The following is a 17,143-nucleotide window of genomic DNA, read 5'->3' on the forward strand; positions in this document are numbered from 1 at the left end:
CCCCCGCCGGTGCCTGACGGGTGTGGCGGATGAAGTGCAGTCGCGCCTCGGGCAGAAAGGCCCGCAGCGGCCCCTGTTTCCAGGCCGAAAAACCGACGGCGTATAAGTCTGCGGGAAGGTTTTCCGGGCGGTTTACCGGTTCAGGAAGCATACGCTTTCAGCATGACCAGGCTATCCCGGAGTTCTTCAGGGCTATGTTCGACGTTCAGGAAAAACCGCAGGCGGGCCTGTTTTTCCGGCACCGCTGGATAGAGGATGGGTTGCACATGAACACCCTGCTCCAGTAATTGGGAAGAGAGGCGCACGGCCTGCAGGGAACTGCCAATAATCAGGGGGGTGATGGCATAACCGGCGCTGAAACCCGTATCCATCTGCTGCCTTTTCGCTTCTTCCAGAAAATATTGACCACGCTCCTGCAGAGTGTGGACCCTGTCTGGCTCTTTTTGGAGGATAGTCAGCGCCGTCAGGGCAGCGGCGGCCAGGGGCGGAGCCAGTCCGACACTATATAAGAATCCCGGAGCCAGATAGCGTAAGTTGTCGATCAGGGCTTGCTCTCCGGCAATATACCCACCGCAGGCGGCGAGGGTTTTGCTGAGGGTGCCCATCCAGATATCAACATCGTGGGTATTGACACTGAAATGCTCGGCAATGCCTCGGCCCGTAGCACCCACGACCCCAAAAGAATGGGCTTCGTCCACCATCAACCAGGCCTGATGCTTTTTTTTCAGGTTGATCAGGCGCGGCAGGTCGGGAAAATCTCCGTCCATGCTGTACATCCCCTCCACCACAATCAGAACCCGCTCCGCTTTGCGCCGCTGCTGACGTAACAAGGTTTCGAGTGCATTCAAATCATTATGCGGAAAAGTGAGGCGTTGGGCGCCCGACAACAGGGCTCCCTGGACAATGCTGTTGTGGGCATATTCATCGTGCAGAATCAGATCACGGGCACCGAGTAAATGCCCGATAGTGGTGACATTGGTGGCGTGACCGCTGACAAAAGTCAGGGCATCATCTACCCCGTAAAAATCGGCCAGGGCTTTTTCCAGTTGCCGGTGCAGAGGGCGTTCACCCGCCACAATGCGGCTGGCAGATACCGAACTGCCGTACTGGGCAATGGCGGCCTGGGCGGCAGCATTCACTTCAGGATGTCCGGAAAGTCCGAGATAATTGTAGCTGCCAAAATTGATGACACGACGTCCTTCGATGGCACTATGCGCCCCGGCAGTGCCCTGATGAACATGGAAAAAGGGGCTTTTGACGCCAAAGCGCTCCGCGCCTTCCTGCATGAGATGCACTTGCTGATAACCGGGTTGGCGATCAAAGCGGGTGAAGGCCTCGGAAATATCCGGTCCGCCCACTTGGGCACCCGAGGCGGGGGCGGTCTGAATTTTTTGCAGGCGCTGTTCCAGACCTTTCTGGATGAGCTTTTCCTTGAACTGGGCGGCGATACTACGATCAGCTTTGGTCATTTTCCGGTCTCAGGTAACACCGTGTTGGGCTTCCAGCTGTTCACGGGTAATGCTTGCGGCACCCGGAACATCCTGTTGTTCTGCCTCGTTACTCAAAGACTGCACTAAACGCCGCGCCAGGCGCAAGGGGGTTGGACCCTCACTGAGCAGAAAAGCCGGTAGTTTGACACCGAGACGTTCTTCCAAAGCCAGTGCCAGTTCAACCCCCATGAGCGAGTCGAGACCGAGTTGACTGAGATTCTGATCAGGCGTGATTTTATCTGCAGACAGACGCAGAATCTGGGCGACTTCGCGGCGGACGGTCTCCACCAGCAATTGTTCTGCTTCTGCCGTGGGCAGGCTTTGCAAGTGACTGCGCAGGTCTTCGTCACTGGACGCTGCCTCGGCCTTTCCAGAGGGCATGACTGCAGCAAAACGGGGGCTTGCGGCTACCGGCAGAAAACGCTGGAGGGCACGCCAGTCGAGATCAGCCACCATCCAGCCATGCGCATCACTGACCATCATGTTTTCCAGCACATCCAGAGCGGTGCTGGCGGTCAATGCGGCTCCACCCAGACGTTGCTGCAATAAGTCGCGGGTTTTTTCGTGTCTGGTCAAATACCCCACATCGGCAATGGCTCCCCAGAGAATGGCCAGAGCGGCCAGACCCTGCTGACGCCGCCATTGCGCGAAAGCCTCCATCCAGCTATTGGCAGCCACATAATGCGCCTGCCCCGGATTGCCGAGCACGGTGGTCATGGAAGAATACAGGACGAAAAACTCCAGGGGCTGATGGAGGCTGGCCTGATGCAAATTCCAGGCACCGGCCACCTTGGGCTGGATAACTTTATCCATCAGCTCCGCGCCGAGATTCTGGGCCAGGGCGTCTTCGATCACGGCAGCCGCGTGGATGATGCCGTGCAGAGGGCCGACTTCCCGGGTGATACGCTGGATGAGCACCTGTACCTGAGGAGCTTCGCGGACATCGCAGGACCAGGCGTGGACTTGCACGCCTGGCGCGCGTAAGTCATTGAGGATGAGGTCGGCAGCCGGGTCAGGCTGACCACTACGACTGACCAGCACCAGCTTTTTAGCACCACGTTCCACCAGCCGTTGTGCCGTCGCGAGGCCAAAGCCACCCAGCCCTCCGGTAATCAGGTAGGCCGCTTCCCCATTGAGTTGCAGGCGTAAAGCCGCTTCGGATCGGGGCGCATGGGGCAGATAGGGTGCGGTCATCTCGACCACTACCTTGCCAATCTGGCGGGCCTGCTGCATGTGCCGGAAGGCATCGGTGACTCGGGCAGCCGGGAAATGAGTAGCGGGCAGCGGGAAGAAGTCTCCCGCCTCGAAACGCGACATGATTTCCGTAAAGAGGGTCTGGGTGAGTTGTGGTCGGCCTTTCAGGAGCTGATCGGCATCGATGCCGAAGTAACTGAGATTGTTGCGGAAGGGTCGCAGGCCGATGGCATTGTTCTCGTAAAAATCGCGTTTCCCCAGCTCCAGAAAACGTCCGAAGGGTTTGAGAATCTGGAGATTGCGGAGGACCGCTTCGCCATACAGGCTGTTTAACAGGACATCGACCCCTTCGCCTTGTGTATCGGCCAGAATGGCGTCGGCAAAATCCAGACTGCGCGAGTCATAAATGTGCTGAACCCCCAACAGACGCAGAAAATCGCGTTTTTGCGGCGAGCCCGCCGTCGCATAAATTTCTGCCCCCAAATGCTGGGCTATCTGGATGGCGGCAATGCCCACCCCGCCGGCAGCCCCGTGAATGAGGACTTTTTCGCCAGCCTGCAACCGGGCCAGCGTGTGCAACGCATACCAGGCGGTCAGGAAAACCGTGGGAATGGTGGCGGCGGCACGCATGGACAGGCCTTCGGGGATGCGGGTAATGGCCTGCTCCGACGTCATCAGGCGCGTGCTGAAACTGGCCGGGGCAAAGCCCAGTACTGCGTCGCCTACCTGCCATTGCGTCACCGCAGCCCCTATCCGCCGGATTTTGCCGGCAAATTCCAGGCCTAACGTGGGACCGGAGAAACCGTTTTCCAGGGCTTCATCTGCCAGCAAACCCAGGGCATACATGACATCGCGAAAATTCAGCCCGGCGCTGTCTACGGCAATTTCCACCTCATGCGCCTCAGGAGCCCACTCTGGCACATCGACCCACTGCAGATGGCGGAGCTGACCGGGCAGGGAAAATTGGAGTTGCTGGATTTGGGGAGGCTGGATGATTTGGGGCTGGATTTTGGAGGGACGGACTTGTTGCGGCTGGACTTCTGGCCCGTCATGACCGGCAGGCCGTGATTCCGGCGCAGCGCCTTCCTGCACCTGCAAAATATAGCGTCCACCTTGAACATCCAGCAGAAGTTCGGTTTCGGGACCGGGGCTCAGGCATTCTTCAACAACCATTTGTACGGTCTCGGGACTCCCCTGCCCCCAATCCACAATGCGCAACTTCAGTTCTGGCCATTCGTTTTGCAAACTGCGGGCAAAACCACACAGACCAGCCTGTCCCAGACTGTGTGTTGCGCTGAAAGCGGTCGTAGCAGCAGTCCCTCCCAAACCGCCATCACTCAACAGTAGCAAGGGGATGATCGGGGCCTGACGCAGACTCCAGAGCCCTGCCTGTTGTAAGCGTTCGCAGTCCATGCGCAGCCTGATGGCCGCTGATTCGCCTGCTTCGGCCAGATCCTCTCCATCCGCAAAATCCGGCAGAAAAATCATTCCGGCTATCGGCTTGACTTCTGCAGATGCTGCGGGTGCAGGGGACGACGGCAGCTTATCCTCCATCGGCCACGGTAAATGCCGGCATTCCAGCCCTTTGGCCGCCAGGGCGTTTTCCAGTAAACAGGCGGCAACGCTCTCTACCCCATTATGGTCGGGGCTGCTGCAGAGCAGTACCGCAGCAGCCGGTTCGGTACGGATCTGTTCAAGGAATGCTGACTGCTCCGGGCTTTTACGGGCAATAAAGCCATAAGCTCCCGCTGCTTCGCCTGCTGTCAAAGCCAGACTCAGGGAGATGCCGCGCTGCTCCAGCCAGTCCTGAATCCGCGTTCGCGAGGGGAAAGCGCTTGCCGCAGGATCCACTTCGCTCCACCAGTTTTCGGGTTCTACTCCCTGAACCAGCAACAACCCGCCGGGGACCAGGCAGTGCTCGGCAAATTCCAGCATCTGCCAATGCTGTTCCGACATCGCGGCATCCAGACGCAACCAGATCAAATGCATAGCTGCGGAAGGGTTTGTAGTGATTTGCACGGACTGCCAGGGTTTGTCTTCCTGGGTTTGGGCGTCTTCCGAGTCGTAAGCCCGCCATAGGGATATGCGCGGGTCGGTATTTTCTGCCCAGAGCGCGAGGGCTTCCGGTTCGCCACTGCAAATTTCCATGAAATTCAATAGTTGCGCAGCAGATAACTGCTGTAAGCACTGGCTTTGCAGATCTTGCAGACAAAGCACCAGTGAAGAGCTGAGGGTATCCATCATTACCGGCATCAGGTCTGCCCGCAAAGGCCCATCAGGATTATAGTCACTGGCTTCACCTTGAGTACCCAGCCCATATCGGCCAACCGCCAAGGTAATCGGGAAAAACTCCGGATAATCCTGTAAAAGCATTTGCCAGATATCGCGCGCCGCTACTTCCGGATCACTGTGGCCTGCTGATTCGGCGGCATAAGTCTGTAACAGGGTATGAATCAGTGGTGAATATTCTTGCGCATAACGCTGCAAAGCGGATTGTCCGGCCTGATGCCGGGCAAAAATACTGCGGATGCGCGGCTGATCCAGTTCTGCGACAAAATGCTGATGTTCAGAACGTGGTACTGGACGCAGCACCGACTGGACATAGCGGAGCTTTTCTCTTTCTGGCTTCTGCAGCCGCACCCGGCGTAAACGCAGCGTATCGCAGCAGGCGACGAGTTCGCCAGCTTCCCCCCAAAAACTGAGGCGGGCCAGCAGCGACTGGGGAGAGTGGCGCAGGACTTCGACCACAACCCGCAGCGTCTGCTTACCCGGTACAAATACGCTCAGGTTGGCAAACCGCACAGGAACATAAGCCCAACCTGCCGGAACCGGGCTTTGCGCCAGAAAATCCACAAATAACTGCATGGCGCCGTCGAGCAAGGCGGGATGGAGCAGGTAGGTTTCCGACATCGCGCTGCCGGACAGTTGCAGTTGCCCATGGATGATAGTGCCCTGCAGCCAGCCCTGAGTCACCGTCTGGAACACCGGCCCATAATGCAGGCCGGCAGCCTGGCAGCGTGCATAATGCTCTTCTCCCTGAAAATCTGCCGGTTCACCGGGCATGCTGGTCGGTGCAGGGGTTGTGCCTGAGTTTTGCAGACTGCGCTCTGCCATGTCTTGCGTAGCCCCTAAACGGACCCGGCCCTTGGCATGGATGACCCAGTTGTTTTCCATCTGCTTACGGGAGCGAATCTGGAAATGACCACCATCCTGAACCTCCACGCGTACTATTTTGCTGCGCGCACTATCCAGCAGCAAAGGCAGCAGAATATCCAGCTCTTCCACTGTCCAGGCCTGGGTATCCTGGCGTTCAGTCAATTTTTCCCGGGCTGCAGCCAGTGCCAGTTCGACAAAACCCGCGCCGGGAAAAACCACGCCATCCCCGACCTGATGATCTGCCAGAAAAGCCTGGCGCGCCGTGTCCAGACTTTGTTCCCACTCATTCGGATGTCCGGCCACAGGATGCCCCAGCAGAGGATGCACCGCATAACGATATAAAGTACCTGCTGATTCCGGGGTCGTTTTATGCCAATGCTTTTCCCGTTCCCAGGGATAATCAGGCAAATCCACAAGGGCACTGCGAACCGGAAAATACGGCTTCCAGTCGGGCTCCACCCCCGCCATCCACAGTGCCGCCAGGGTCTGACGGATGGCTTCCGGATGATTTTCGTTGCGCCGCAGGGTGGGAATCACCCGCCCTTCCTGTCCACCTGCGGTGATTGCCTCCTGCAGATAACCCCGCAGCACTGCATGACCGCCAATTTCAACAAACAGATTCCATTGTTCCAGAGCGACGGCCGCTGCCTGCTGGAAACGGACGGGTTGACGAATATTACGCCACCAGTAGTCGGCATCCAGGGCTTCACCGGCTAGCACTGTACCACTGACCGCAGAAATAAAGGGAATCTGCGTTGCCTGCGGTTTCAGTTCCTGCAACATTTCCATCAGCTCTGCCTGAAGCGGGTCCATGCTGGCGCTATGGAAAGGGTAATCAATATCCAGCCGTTTATGCCCGACGCCTTGAGCCCGGAGCTTTTTCTCCAGTTCACTCAGTGCAGCACTGCTGCCCACGACCGTAGAACCCCGGAGACTGTTCCAGGCGGCAATGCTGATGCTTTGATCCAGACCCCAATCGTGAAGATGAGGTAGCAGCGCATCGGCAGAAAGCGCGACCGCTGTCATTTGCCCCTGACCTCGCGACTGGCCCTGCAAACGGCTCCGCTCATATATGACCAGCACCGCTTCGGCCAAAGTCAGGGCACCACAGGCCCAGGCAGCGGCGACTTCGCCGACGCTGTGACCGGCGACTGCCGCCGCCACAATTCCCTGGGCACGGAGCATAGCGGTAATGCCCACCTGCAGGGCAAACAGGGCCGGTTGAGCCTGTTCAGTAGCTATATAGCGATCATCTCCCAGACATCCTGCCAGTTCATTCTGTAGCGTGTAACCGGCCAGAGGCGCAAAGTGGTGATCCACTTCAGCGATGGCGCTGGCAAACACCGGGTCCTGAAGCAGTGCCTGCCCCATGCCTGCCCATTGACTACCATTGCCGGAGTAGACAAATACCGGGCCTTGTATTTTTTCCATGGCCAGGGCAGCGATGCTGTCACTCTGGCCGTCAGCAAAGGCACGCAGTTGCGCGGCCATGTCTTCCTGAGGGTTCAGCCAGAAAATAACGCGCTGCGCCAGCCAGGCCCGGCGGAAATTGGCCTGATACAGCGCCGCATAAAGTTTCTCGTGGTCCGCAGCGGTCAGCCAATCTGCAAAGTCCTGAGCCACGGCTTGCAGCGCAGAGGGCGTAGCCGCACTGAGACACAGCGGTTTGCGGCCATCTGCGGCAGTCCGCCAGCGCGGAGATCGGCGTCGGCGTGGTGCCTCGGCGGATTCCAGAATGATGTGGGCATTGGCCCCCCCAAAGCCAAAGGAATTAACCCCCACCAGCAAGGAACCTTCAGCACGGAGCGGACGCATACGCTGCACCACTTCCAGATGGTAGTCATCCAGAGCCAGTCGGGGGTTAAGGGTTTCAATACCAATAGTCGGCGGAATCAGGCGGTTTTGCAGGACAAGAATACTTTTCAGCAAACCCGGAATACCCGAGGCGGTTTCCAGATGGCCGATGTTGCTTTTTACGGAACCAATGGGTAGCGGCTGATCAGCCTCCCGATGCATGCCCAATGCTCTGCCAATAGCTTCCACTTCAATCGGATCCCCTACGGGAGTCCCGGTACCATGGGCTTCCAGATAATCCAGTTGCCGGGGATCAATGCCTGCAGCGGCGTAGGCTTGTTCCAACAGGCTTTGCTGGGCGCCGACACTGGGAATAGTCAAACCGGATTTGTGCCCGTCCGTATTGATGGCGCTGTGGGCGACCACGGCCAGGATCCGGTCACCATCGCGCAGTGCCTGAGCATGATCCTTGAGGATAAACATTCCTCCACCCTCGGAACGCACATAACCATCTGCGGAAGCATCAAAGGGGCGGCAGCGTCCACGTTTGGAAAGCATGGAGGCTTTGGAGAAAATGAGAAATCCATAAGGATGCAGATGCAGGCTGATGGCTCCGGTCAGGGCCAGATCCGTTTCCCCATGCAGTATCGACTGGCAAGCCTGATGAAAGGCTACCAGTGTCGATGAACAGGCGGTATCTACGACAAAACTGGGCCCCCGCAAGTCGTAAAAATAAGACAGCCGATTTGCCGCAATACTGGCCGTTGAGCCCGTGGCGGTATTGGGACCGATGGCGGCCAAATCATCGGCAACTCGTGAAGCATAATCTGTACTAGCCAGACCCATAAACACGCCGCAGCGGCTGCCACGGAGCCGATCCGGAAGAATTCCGGCATGGGCAAACGCCTCCCAGCTCATTTCCAGAAGCAGGCGCTGCTGGGGATCTATGGCCGCAGCTTCACGCGGAGAAATGCGAAAAAAACCGGCATCAAAACCCGATACTTCACCCAATGAACCGGCGGCAAAAGTGACAGACGTGCCGGGATGACTGCGTTGCGGGTGCTGCAGATACTCTTGCGCCCAGCGGTCTTCAGCTACCTGGGTGATCAGATCATCTCCCATCAACAAATGTTGCCAGAAGCTGCCTTTGTCTCGGCACTGTGGTAATCGGGAGGCATAACCAATAATGGCAACTTTTTTCACAATAAACTCACAAATTGTTCGAATTTTTCAAAATGTTCAGACCATGTCGGGGCCACAAAACCTTTTATTCTCTGCAGTTGCTGTTGACGGCGTTCATGATCACGCTCGCTGAAATCGCGAATAGCCTGCAGCCAGACTGCTTCATCATCCGTATCCAGATATTCCGGAATATTTCCAGCTATTTCGGCAAATACGGGCAGCGGATTGGCCAACACCGGCACCCCTGATTCCAGCGCCTCCAGTAAAGGCAACCCGAACCCTTCCGCATGCGAAGGAAAAAGCAAGGCCTGAGCGCCGCGCAGATGCGCGAGCACTTCTACGTCACTGCAGTGCGGAAGAAATTCGACATGTTCTTTCAATCGCTCATTATGCTGCAATTCATATAGCACATCACCGCACATCCAGCCTACCTGACCAATAATGCGTAATTGGGGAATATGATTCCAACGCCACTCCGCCATCATGCGTTGCCAGAGATAGAGCAGGAAAGCATGGTTTTTTCGGGGTTCAAGCGTTCCCACCACCACAAAATAGGGCCTTGCCGGTGCAGCTTCGGAACCGCTAAGCGGGCTGTGCCTTAAATGTGTACCCAGAGGTATGACCGCCATCGGCGGGATCGACATCTGGATGTTTTCTGCATAGTCACGAAGCGCCTCGGCGGTGTGCTGCGAATTGCTGACAATACCTGCCGACTGCCCGAGGATCACCTGCAGGCGTTTTCCGTGGCGTTGGGTTGCATCGAGCTGACAGAAATGTGGATGAGTCACCGGAATCAGGTCATGGGCCATGACCAGCAGACGCATTTTTTTGCGCCGCAGCCAGGCCAGATAGCTGGGGCGGTCCAGCCCACTGTGGCCCATGTTCAAAACCCAGCTACCGGATTTTACCGGACGGATGGGCAGTTTCAGCATATGCCCGACCGTCTTGGCAAGGCTGCCATGGCGCTGCCCATGCGCCCAGGCCTGCAATGTATCAAACAGGGTCATGGAAGTGATTACCGATAGGGCAACCGCCACGCCATTATGAATCATCATGGCCTGTGCCCGGCCATGGAAGTGACCAACATAGGCGAGGCACACACGGTCTACCCCGGTGGGTATGCGCCCCTTGCGCATGCGGTGGACAAGCCGGGTGATGTCTATATAAACCGGAGCTTCGCCAAGATCTGCCATAAAATGCTTACTTGACGATGCCCGCCGTACTCAGGCCCTGGATCGGGTAAACAATCTGCACGATCAAGCCCAGGAATTTCTGAAGATCGGTAATAGGTGCCGAGGCCACATAAATCAGATCCTTGTTCTGGATAGGGAATTCTTGTGCCGCAAAGAGCGTAGCGGGATTACTGAAGTCAAAGCGGAACACCACGGGCACTTCCCCTTCGGCATTGGTTTGCAGAGGTTCTGGCCAATTTGTGAGGAAGCTGGGTTTTTCCAGGCGGAAAACAAATACCGCCTTGGCATCGGCTTCATTGCCATTCAAACCACCCGCTCTGGCCAGAGCTTGCGCCAGACTGATACCCGAGGCTTCAAAATCAATTTCCTTGGTCTGGGTGGTCGCCCCCATGACGGTCACATGCAGCGGCTGATACAGTGCCGTAATCACATCCCCTGCCCGTAAAGAAACATTTTCTTCGGGGTGCCGGATGACATCTTCCAGAGGCAGTTGCAATACCTTCCCCTGATGAGAAAGCTGAATGGTTACCTTGTTCACCGGTTTATCGACCCCGCCCGCTGCCGCCAGCGCCTGCAGCACACTGACCCCGCCCGGGATCAGCGGAACCTGGGTACTTTTACGCACATTGCCGACCACGGAAATGCTTTGGGCATGGTTACTGACCAGACGGACAACCACCTGGGGATCATGGGCCATATTTTTCAGGCGGGCGCGGATTTCGGCGCCAATGTCGTCCAGGGTTTTACCAGCACAGGAAATTTTACCGGCAAAGGGAATGATGATGTCGCCATTACTACCGACCATTTGCTCAGGAATGGAGGTCATCACCGAACCGGAACCCGTAGTGCTGTTGGCTGCCCCGGCCGAAGCAAAAAGCATGGCGGGTGGCGCCTCCCAGATGTAAACCTGCAAGGTATCGCCAGGCCCCACCGTATACAGTCGCGGATTGGGGTTACTGAAGTTGCGCAGCAGGTTTAACTGAGGCGTATCCGCCCGAATCCGGATCTGATGGGCAAGCGCATAATCCACCTTGACCAGCTGAATGCCGCGTAAGGTCTTGTTGTGAGCCACGCCCTCCACGGAGCCGACACGCGGTCCTGCGTAAGGCATGTAGGAGGAGCAACCCGCGAGCCCCGCCAGCAGCAGACCGGCCGTCAAAGCGCGCAAACCCGGATAACCTGTTGTCATCGGCAACATCCTTAGAAAAAACCGTCAGTTGAAAAATTATTAATATTATTTTCTGCTGGATTGTAACCGAATATCAACCTGGAGGTCATCCAATAGGCACGGCTACGCGCTATGTCAGCCAGATTGGGCCGTCGTACATGCAGTAGCAGCATGAGATAATTACAAGTAACCCATTGTTTTATTTGGTGGGCGGTACAGGGTTCGAACCTGTGACCCCTGCCGTGTGAAGGCAGTGCTCTACCACTGAGCTAACCGCCCTGGATGCCGAACGGTTCCAGAGAGCGCGTAAAATACCAATCGCGGCCATTCAGGTCAACCAGCAGTTTATCTCCGGTAGTTAGCTTCTCTTGCCAAATCAGAAGAATTAGGCTATTTACTTTCCTTAGAAAAAAGAATGAGGAAGACGCCTATGTCAAGGCAGTACTTTATGTTTGCGAAAAGTCCCCTCAAACGGGGGGGAGTAGCTCTTCTGTTTTTGACATTGACGCTCAGTGGCTGTGCCAGCATGGCCCCCAACAGTCCTTCGTCTTCCCCACTCCCATCCCAGCCCCCGGGGCAATCCTCGGATTATGTGCAGCACGCCGAAGCCACTACACTGGATGCCGTTCTGGTCCACGCCATTTCGGAAATCGGCAAGGACTACCGATGGGGAGGAGACACTCCCCAAACCGGCTTTGACTGCAGTGGACTCATTCAATATGTGCTGGAGCAGGCTGGCGTGGATATTCCCAGAACTTCTTTTGCCCAGGCCGCTGCCCTGCCATCGGTTCCCTTAAGTCGTATTCGTCCTGGTGATCTGGTGTTTTTCAATACCATGGGACAACCCTTTTCGCATGTAGGAATTTATATCGGTGGGCAGCAGTTTGTCAGCGCACTGAACCGCCGCCAGGGTGTCGCCGTGCAAAGCCTGCAAATCCCTTATTGGGCCGAACGTCTGGATGGCGTGCGCAGGCCTATGCCCAGAGAATTACTGGCTATGCGCGACAACTAGAAACGTATCCGATCTTGATTTCAATCACACCAGATTCTTAATAATTTACTGATATAACGAGTGAGCACATGCACCTCAAAACCGTCCTCCGCAGCATTTTCAGTGCCAGCATCATGGCTACCCTGCTTTCTGCCTGCGCTACCGAAGTCGGGCCTACTGGTACCGTCAGCAACCCTATTGCCCAGACTATGCCCAGCTCCAGCGCCCCAGTACCCGAAATTCATCCTTTACCCTCCCAGCCAATGCAAAATCTGCCCTCTGCCCGGCCGGCTTCCTGCGTACGGGATGTTTATTTTCCGAATTTCCCCCAGCAATACCAACTGCAACTCCAGGAAATTGCCTGTCATTTACAGATAAACGATGGCCTACCGGCCAATTATGTCATTCCAGCCCTGCAAAACGCGCGCTTCAATGCCCGCGCCGTAACGCTGATGACCCCGCCGCCACCCAGTCAGCAACCCTCAGCCCCGTATCCGTGGTGGCGCTATCGAGACCGTTTTCTGCACCCCGACCGAATTAATCGGGGATTGCAATTCTGGAATGCGCATAGCGCACTGCTCCAGCAGGTCAGCCAGAAATACGGGGTTCCCGGGCCTATTTTGATGGGTATTCTCAACATTGAAACTGGCTTTGGTTCATTCATGGGGAACTTTTCAGTGCTGAACAGTAACCTTAGCCTCTCGCTGGCTTTGCCGGGGCGTCGCCGGTTTTTTCTGCATGAAACCGCTGAAACCCTGAAATTGGCCCAAAAAATGGGGGTATCACCAGCGACCCTGATGGGTTCTGAAGCCGGGGCCATGGGGATGTCGCAATTCCTGGCCAGCAGTTATTTGCGTTACGGCATTGTCTGGAATGATCCTCCTGGCGGCCCTCTACCCAATCTCTGGCAATCTCCCGCCGATGTGCTGGCCTCTACCGCCAATTTCTTCCTGGGCCATGGTTGGCAGCCAGGGCAACCGGTCATGGCCAGAGTGGCGGGTTCGGGTGGGGTCGATACTGCCGCCTTCCTGCATGGCAAGCATCCCTTGGGGCAGCTTCTGGCCGCCGGGATTCAGCCGGAAGCACCTTCATCCTTACCCGCTGACACCCCGGTTGGCCTGCTCCGCCTGCAAACTGCCGAAGGTCCTACGCTGTTTATTGCCTACCCCAACTTCTACGCCATCATGGGTTACAACCCCAGCGTGTACTATTCAGCTACTGTCTGGGCTTACTCCCAGGCCATTCAACGGGCGCTGAATGGCTGAAGCTGAAAACGGTAGTTACTATGGATGATTGCCAAACACGTTGCAGGACAAAGCAACGGGACAATTGCCTCACGCCAGCGCCCCTGTGTTAAGATGAGGCACCCTTAATATCAGGACATGAGGTCGGGTGTGCCATCACAACACGCTGCAAAACCAGTGGTCGATCAAATTATCAGTGCGCGCTGGGTCATTCCGGTGCGTCCCCGCGCACTTCTGCATCATCATGCGCTGGCCATCAAGCAGGGGCGCATTGTCGCTATCGGTCCCCGGGACGAAATTCATGCGGCATATACGGCAGCAGAAAATACGACCCTCGACCAGCATGTGTTGATGCCCGGTTTCGTCAATGCTCATACACATGCGGCCATGACCCTGATGCGTGGGCTCGCCGATGACCTGCCCCTGATGACCTGGCTGAACGAACACATCTGGCCGGTGGAGGGCCGTTTTGTCAGCCCGGAATTTGTCAGCATGGGTACGGAACTGGCCATCGCAGAAATGCTGCGCGGCGGAACCACCACATTCAATGATATGTATTTTTTTCCAGAAGCCGCCGCCCGGAGTGCTCAGAACATGGGTATACGTGCCCACATCGGGCATGTCATCATTGATTTTCCTACGGCTTATGCCGCGCATGCTGATGCCTGCCTGCAAGCGGCCGCTGATCTTCTCCCCCGCCTGCAACAAATGCCGTTGATCCGCCAAAGTCTCGCACCCCATGCACCCTATACTGTGGCTGACGCAGGTTTGCGGGGGACCAGAGAACTGGCCGAAGCCGAGCAACTGCCCGTCCACATGCATGTCCATGAAACCGCCCATGAGGTGGAAGAAAGTCTCGCTCAGTATGGTCGGCGTCCCCTTGCCCGCCTCGCGGAGCTGGGTCTTTTGAATCCGCGTTTTCTGGCGGTACACATGACCCAGCTGGACGCTGATGACTTGACGATTTGTCGGGATAGCGGGCTGCACATCGCCCATTGCCCGGAATCCAATCTTAAACTCGGTTCCGGCATGGCCCCCGTGGCGCGTATTCGTGAGCAGGGTATCGGCGTGGCCATTGGTACGGATGGCGCTGCCAGCAATAATGATCTCGATATGCTCGGTGAACTGCGCACTGCGGCCTTGCTGGCCAAGGGTTTCAGCGGCGATCCGACGGCCTTCCCGGCCTGGGAAGTCCTGGAAGCGGCCACTTTGGGGGGTGCCGAAGCGATCGGCTGGGGAGACCTGACCGGCAGCCTGGAACCCGGCAAGGCTGCGGATTGCATTGCCATTTCCCTCGACCACCCGGCCACCTTCCCGGTTTATGATCCGGTATCCCAGGTCGCCTATTGTGCCGGACGCGACCAGGTAACCCACGTCTGGGTGGATGGGCAAATCCGTATTCGTCAGGGTCAGGCGGTGGATTGGGAAGAGCAGGCATTATTCAGCCGCGCGCAAGCATGGGTTAAGCGCATTCGCGACAAGGATCAAAACACATGAACATGGATCAGGCCGAAGTCAGCAAATTTGATGCTCTCGCCAGCACCTGGTGGGATCCTGCCGGACCTTTCCGGACTCTGCATGAAATCAACCCGTTGCGCGTAGACTTTATTGCCCGGGGCTGTCAGGGTTTGCGCGACAAGCACATACTCGATGTGGGTACCGGTGGCGGTCTGCTGGCAGAAGCCATGGCTCGGCTGGGTGCTAATGTCACGGGCATTGATCTGGCGGCAGATGGTATTGCAGCGGCACAGGCTCACGCCGAACTCGGGCATCTACAAATCCAGTACCGCAGGGTGGCTGTAGAGGAGCTGGCCGAGGAACAGCCTGAGTCCTACGATGTAGTGACCTGCATGGAAATGCTGGAGCATGTACCTGATCCTGCAGGCATTATTGCCGCCTGTGCAAAACTGCTGAAACCCGGCGGTAATGCTTTTTTTGCGACGCTCAATCGCAATCCCAAAAGTTATCTCCTGGCCATTGTAGGTGCCGAGTATGTTCTGGGTTTGTTGCCACGCGGCACCCACGATTATCAGAAATTCATTCGTCCCAGCGAACTCATTGCCATGACCCGCAAGGCGCAGTTACAGAGCTGCACACTGAAGGGCATGCATTATGATCCTATCCGCCATTTAGCGCGCCTGAATGATGATGTGACCGTGAATTACCTCCTGCACACCCAAAAATGACCCAATCTGGCGCGGTACTTTTTGATCTCGATGGTACCCTGGTAGATACCGCCCCGGATTTGGCGGCGGCTGCCAACCGGCTGCGTGAAAGTCGCGGACTTCCTGCCTTGCCCTTGGCTGACCTGCGCCCGGTGGCCTCCCAGGGCGCGCGTGGATTATTGCGGGTCGCGTTTGGACTGCAACCAGAAGACCATGAATTTCCGGCCTTGCGGGAAAAATTTCTGGAAGACTATTTATCGCGGATTTGTGAACAGAGCACCCTGTTTCCCGGCATGGCGCAGGTTCTTCACTGGCTGGAAGAAAGCAAAATCCCCTGGGGTATCGTCACCAACAAACCGGGGTTTCTGACCACGCCCCTACTGGCGGCACTGGCATTGCCGGTAGCCCCCGGAGTCGTCGTGAGTGGCGATACGACCGCCCGCGCCAAGCCCGACCCTTTGCCGGTTCTCCATGCCTTGCAGCAACTGGATGCCGAAACCACACCAAGCCTCATGATCGGCGATGATCCCCGCGACATACTGGCGGGCCGCGCGGCGGGTACGCAGTGCTGGGCAGCTGGCTGGGGTTATGTGGAGGCGGAACATCCCCCGGAAAACTGGGAGGCCGATCAGATCATTACCCGTAGTGAATTACTGCAGCCCGCCCTTTTCCATGTCTACACCGCCCAATGAAACCGGATGCTGTTGGCTTCGAGTGATTTGCAACAGCGCGGCGGAAAGAATCAGTACGCCGCCCAGCACTTCCAGCAAGCCGGGCTTTTCCCCTGCCAACCACCAGGCAGATAGCGCCCCGACAATCACCTCAAAGGGCATAATCACGGCAGACACACTGACCGGCATGCGCGCCACCCCGTACTGAATGGCTATTGTTGCACCGGCAATCCAGAACCAGGAAAACCCCAGTAAATAGGGATATTGCATTGGGGAAAGACTGGGCCAAGGTTGAAACCAGACAAAAGGCAGCGCCAACAGGACACAGCCCCACCACACCGAAGTGGCGCGATGCATATCTCCCAGCGACTCATCGGCACGCAGCACCACATTGCTCAGGGCAAAAGCAAAACCCGAGGAAATGGACAAGAGATCGTTAGTACTCAGATCACTTACAGAAAAGCCCTGGCCATGACTGACAACCAGCGCCGATCCACCTACCGCCAGGGCTGCAGCCAAGGCACCACGCCACCCCACCGCTTCCCGCAAAAAAATCCGGGCGGCAAAAATCGCCCAGACTGGCGAAAGATAAAAGAGCAAAAGGATGCGTACTACTTCTCCATGGACCAGTGCCAGCATAAAAGCCACATTGGTCCAACCCCCAAAAACCAGCAACCCGATCAGGGTCCAATAATGCCCCCGCAATTCCCCGCGACGTTGCCAGGACCACCATCCTGCCGGCAGGGCCAAAAGCAGGTAAGTGGCCAGAATCAGCCAGGCGCCATGCAGCCCCGCCACATTAAAGTAGCGCAAAGGCAGCCACAGCACGCCCCACAGGCTGGAACCCAGGAGTAAAGCCATAATCGGCAAGTTCTGCATGATAATACGTGGCATA

General features: G+C 56.9%; 10 protein-coding genes and 1 tRNA gene. 5 read left to right on the forward strand and 6 right to left on the reverse strand.

What is annotated here, in order from left to right:
• Positions 1 to 140: 140 nt before the first annotated feature.
• The 5 genes from HAP95_RS05355 to HAP95_RS05375 form a co-directional block, all read right to left on the reverse strand.
• A complete protein-coding gene (locus HAP95_RS05355) occupies positions 141 to 1,469 on the reverse strand; it encodes an aminotransferase class I/II-fold pyridoxal phosphate-dependent enzyme (RefSeq protein WP_215883283.1) in 1,329 nt (442 codons plus the stop codon).
• A 9-nt stretch (positions 1,470 to 1,478) separates the two neighbouring features.
• Complete coding sequence (locus tag HAP95_RS05360) at positions 1,479 to 8,837, reverse strand: SDR family NAD(P)-dependent oxidoreductase (protein ID WP_215883284.1); 7,359 nt, start codon at positions 8,835 to 8,837, stop codon at positions 1,479 to 1,481.
• Positions 8,834 to 10,009, reverse strand: coding sequence for a glycosyltransferase family 4 protein (locus HAP95_RS05365; protein ID WP_215883285.1), 1,176 nt, complete (start codon positions 10,007 to 10,009; stop codon positions 8,834 to 8,836). The genes HAP95_RS05360 and HAP95_RS05365 overlap by 4 nt, the downstream gene beginning before the upstream one ends.
• Before the next feature lie 7 nt (positions 10,010 to 10,016).
• On the reverse strand, positions 10,017 to 11,198 hold the full coding sequence (locus tag HAP95_RS05370) for a polysaccharide biosynthesis/export family protein (RefSeq protein WP_215883286.1): 1,182 nt from the start codon (positions 11,196 to 11,198) through the stop codon (positions 10,017 to 10,019).
• Between the two features lie 183 nt (positions 11,199 to 11,381).
• Positions 11,382 to 11,456 (reverse strand) — tRNA-Val (locus tag HAP95_RS05375).
• A gap of 169 nt (positions 11,457 to 11,625) precedes the next feature.
• Between HAP95_RS05375 and HAP95_RS05380 the strand changes: the two genes are divergently transcribed.
• From HAP95_RS05380 to HAP95_RS05400, 5 genes are all read left to right on the forward strand, one after another.
• Positions 11,626 to 12,189: a C40 family peptidase gene (locus tag HAP95_RS05380; protein ID WP_226832585.1), complete on the forward strand. Its 564-nt coding sequence runs from the start codon at positions 11,626 to 11,628 to the stop codon at positions 12,187 to 12,189.
• Between the two features lie 68 nt (positions 12,190 to 12,257).
• Entirely contained in the window at positions 12,258 to 13,433 is a 1,176-nt protein-coding gene (locus HAP95_RS05385; RefSeq protein WP_215883288.1) for a lytic murein transglycosylase, read from the forward strand.
• Between the two features lie 129 nt (positions 13,434 to 13,562).
• Complete coding sequence (locus tag HAP95_RS05390; protein WP_368356555.1) at positions 13,563 to 14,909, forward strand: TRZ/ATZ family hydrolase; 1,347 nt, start codon at positions 13,563 to 13,565, stop codon at positions 14,907 to 14,909.
• A complete protein-coding gene (gene ubiG, locus HAP95_RS05395) occupies positions 14,906 to 15,598 on the forward strand; it encodes a bifunctional 2-polyprenyl-6-hydroxyphenol methylase/3-demethylubiquinol 3-O-methyltransferase UbiG (RefSeq protein WP_215883290.1) in 693 nt (230 codons plus the stop codon). The genes HAP95_RS05390 and ubiG overlap by 4 nt, the downstream gene beginning before the upstream one ends.
• Positions 15,595 to 16,269 carry an HAD family hydrolase gene (locus HAP95_RS05400; RefSeq protein ID WP_215883291.1) on the forward strand — a complete coding sequence of 225 codons (675 nt, stop codon included), beginning with the start codon at positions 15,595 to 15,597 and terminating at the stop codon, positions 16,267 to 16,269. The genes ubiG and HAP95_RS05400 overlap by 4 nt, the downstream gene beginning before the upstream one ends.
• Here HAP95_RS05400 and HAP95_RS05405 read toward each other — a convergent pair.
• Positions 16,228 to 17,142 (reverse strand): DMT family transporter, encoded by a 915-nt coding sequence (locus HAP95_RS05405; protein WP_215883292.1) that lies wholly within the window; start codon positions 17,140 to 17,142, stop codon positions 16,228 to 16,230. The genes HAP95_RS05400 and HAP95_RS05405 overlap by 42 nt on opposite strands.
• Position 17,143 lies beyond the last annotated feature (1 nt).

The organism is Acidithiobacillus sulfurivorans (assembly GCF_018853815.1).
GTDB classification, from domain to species: domain Bacteria; phylum Pseudomonadota; class Gammaproteobacteria; order Acidithiobacillales; family Acidithiobacillaceae; genus Acidithiobacillus; species Acidithiobacillus sulfurivorans.